This is a genomic window from Phenylobacterium sp. (genome assembly GCF_036821595.1).
Lineage (GTDB): Bacteria > Pseudomonadota > Alphaproteobacteria > Caulobacterales > Caulobacteraceae > Phenylobacterium.
In genome coordinates this window covers 1-2,289 of record NZ_DAISJG010000158.1, presented here as the reverse complement: position 1 = coordinate 2,289, position 2,289 = coordinate 1, and the positions used below count along the sequence as shown (strand labels likewise).

The following is a 2,289-nucleotide window of genomic DNA, read 5'->3' as shown; positions in this document are numbered from 1 at the left end:
AGGACCTCGCCGAGATGGAGCACATGATCGACGAGTACCTCGCCTTCGCCCGCGGGGAGGGCGGCGAGGCGGCCGAGACCGTGCGCCTGCGCGAGCTGCTGGACGAGGTCTGCGAAGGGGCCCGGCGCGCCGGCGCCCGGGTGAGCGTCACCACCGATCCCGAGCTGTCGGCCAGCGTGCGGCCCAATGCGCTGAAGCGCGCGCTGTCCAACCTGGTCATGAACGCCGCCGTCCACGGCGAGCGGGTGGAGGTGGCCGCCCGCCCCCGCCCCACCGGCGGAGTCGAGATCACCGTCGACGACGACGGGCCGGGCATCCCGGCCGACCAGTACGAGGACGCCTTCAAGGCCTTCGGCCGCCTCGACGAGGCGCGCAACCAGAACACCAAGGGCGTCGGGCTGGGCCTGGCCATCGCGCGCGACGTGGCCCGCGGCCACGGCGGCGACATCACCCTGGACCGTTCGCCGCTGGGCGGCCTGCGCGCCGTGGTCCGCCTGCCTGGCGCCCTGCAGCCGGGCCGAACGCCACCTGGATAACATCGTTCAGCCACGGTTCAGCCACCACGGCAGAGCTTGATGTCCAGGATACCTGGGGAGGACATCCATGCGACACCTGCTCGCCGCCGCCGCGCTCGCCTGCGCCGTATCGCCGGCGCTCGCCGCCGATCCGGTGGAGGGTGAATGGCTGACGCCCGGCGGCGCGGCGAAAGTCCATATCGCGCCCTGCCAGGGCCGTCCGGACCGGCTCTGCGGCGCCATCGTCTGGCTGAGGGACGCCCTGGACAAGGCCGGGCGACCGGTGCGCGACACGGCCAATCCGGATCCGGCGCTGCGCGGTCGCGCCCTGGTCGGCCTTCCCTTCATCCGGGACTTCCGCCGCGTCGAGACCGCCCGCTGGACCGGCGGCAAGATCTATGACCCGCAGACCGGCAAGACCTATGACTCGCGGCTGCGGCTGAACCCCGACGGAACCCTCAAGCTCGAGGGGTGTGTTCTGGTGGTCTGCCAGGGCCAGACCTGGCGGCGGCCCTGATGGCCTGGCCGGCCCACCGGCTTGCCGCGGCGGCGGTCCTGGTCCTGGGGATCTATCTGCAGGTGGTCGCCTGGGTGGACCTCTACCCCTGGAACGATGTCCGCCGCAGCGACGGGCAGGAGACGCTCGACGTGCTCGCGGCGGCCGCCACCGGCGTGCTCACCGGCGCCCTGTGGGTCAGCCGCGTCTGGGCGCCCCTGCTCTCGGCCATGGCGCTCTCCATGTGGGCCTGGCTCCAGGCGATGACCTGGTGGGCCCCCTACTTCGCCGGCGCGCCCCCGGGCTGGCAGGCGGTCTACGGCCTCTGGTTCGAGAACACCGTCCACGTGCTGCCGAGGGACGCCCGGCACCTGCCGCCCGACGCCAACCACCTGACCCTGCACCTGCTGATCGTCGCGGCGCTGGCCGCCTCGCTGCTGGCTGCCTGGCGCGGGCTGTCGCCCGGCCAGGACGCCCGCTAGGCGCCCAGCTCCTTCGAGCGCTTCACCGCCAGCGCCACCGCCTCGCGCAGCAGCGTCGGCAGGCCGTCGGCGCCCAGCAGCACGTTCAGCGCCGCCTCCGTGGTGCCGCCGGGCGAGGTCACCTGCCGGCGGAGCTCCGCCGGCTCCTCGCCGCTCTGGGCCAGCAGGGCCGCGGCCCCGGTGAGCGTCGAGCGCGCCAGCCGCTGGGCCTCCTTCGGCGGCAGGCCGGCCGCCTGCCCTGCGCCCTCCAGCGCCTCGATGAAGGCGTAGAGATAGGCCGGGGCGGATCCGGAGACCGCGGTCGCCGCGTGCATCAGGGCCTCGTCCGCCAGGTCCACCACGGTCCCCAGGGGCTCGAACAGGGCGTGCGCCCGGGCGAGCGCCGCGGGGTCGTCGGCGAACAGGCTGGCCGTCCCCTGGCCGATGGCCGCCGCGGTCGTGGGCATGACGCGCGCCACGCAGCGGCCGCCGAACTCCTTGGCCAGATCCTGCGACTTCACGCCCGCCGCCACCGAGACGATCACCGCGTCGGCGGCCAGCCAGGGCGCGGTCTCGGCCGCCGCCTCGCGCCAGAGCTGCGGCTTCACGCAAAGGAGCACGGTCCTGGCGCGGGCCAGCTCGGCGTCGGGGGGATTGAGCTGCGCGCCATCGAGCGCCACGGCCAGGGCCGGCGGGCTCGGGGCCGGATCGCGGATCAGCAGTTCGGAAGGAGCGAAGGCCTGCGCCCGGCGCCAGCCCTCCAGCACCGCGCCGCCCATGCGCCCGGCGCCCAGCATCAGGATGGGAGTGATCATCG

4 protein-coding genes are annotated in these 2,289 nt (G+C 74.5%); 3 read left to right on the top strand and 1 reads right to left on the bottom strand.

The genetic code is table 11. The features are described from left to right. The 3 genes from V7Z97_RS20130 to V7Z97_RS20120 form a co-directional block, all read left to right on the top strand. Window positions 1–536 (top strand): sensor histidine kinase (locus V7Z97_RS20130; RefSeq protein WP_334165366.1); only part of this gene is annotated, 536 nt, incomplete at its 5' end. Window positions 537–603: 67 nt separating this feature from the next. Then, window positions 604–1,032, top strand: coding sequence for a DUF2147 domain-containing protein (locus V7Z97_RS20125; RefSeq protein ID WP_334165364.1), 429 nt, complete (start codon window positions 604–606; stop codon window positions 1,030–1,032). Further along, window positions 1,032–1,493, top strand: a complete 462-nt coding sequence (locus V7Z97_RS20120) for a hypothetical protein (protein WP_334165363.1) — start codon at window positions 1,032–1,034, stop codon at window positions 1,491–1,493. Before V7Z97_RS20125 ends, V7Z97_RS20120 begins: the two co-directional genes overlap by 1 nt. Here V7Z97_RS20120 and proC read toward each other — a convergent pair. Then, complete coding sequence (gene proC, locus V7Z97_RS20115) at window positions 1,490–2,284, bottom strand: pyrroline-5-carboxylate reductase (protein WP_334165368.1); 795 nt, start codon at window positions 2,282–2,284, stop codon at window positions 1,490–1,492. The genes V7Z97_RS20120 and proC overlap by 4 nt on opposite strands. Between the last annotated feature and the right edge of the window lie 5 nt (window positions 2,285–2,289).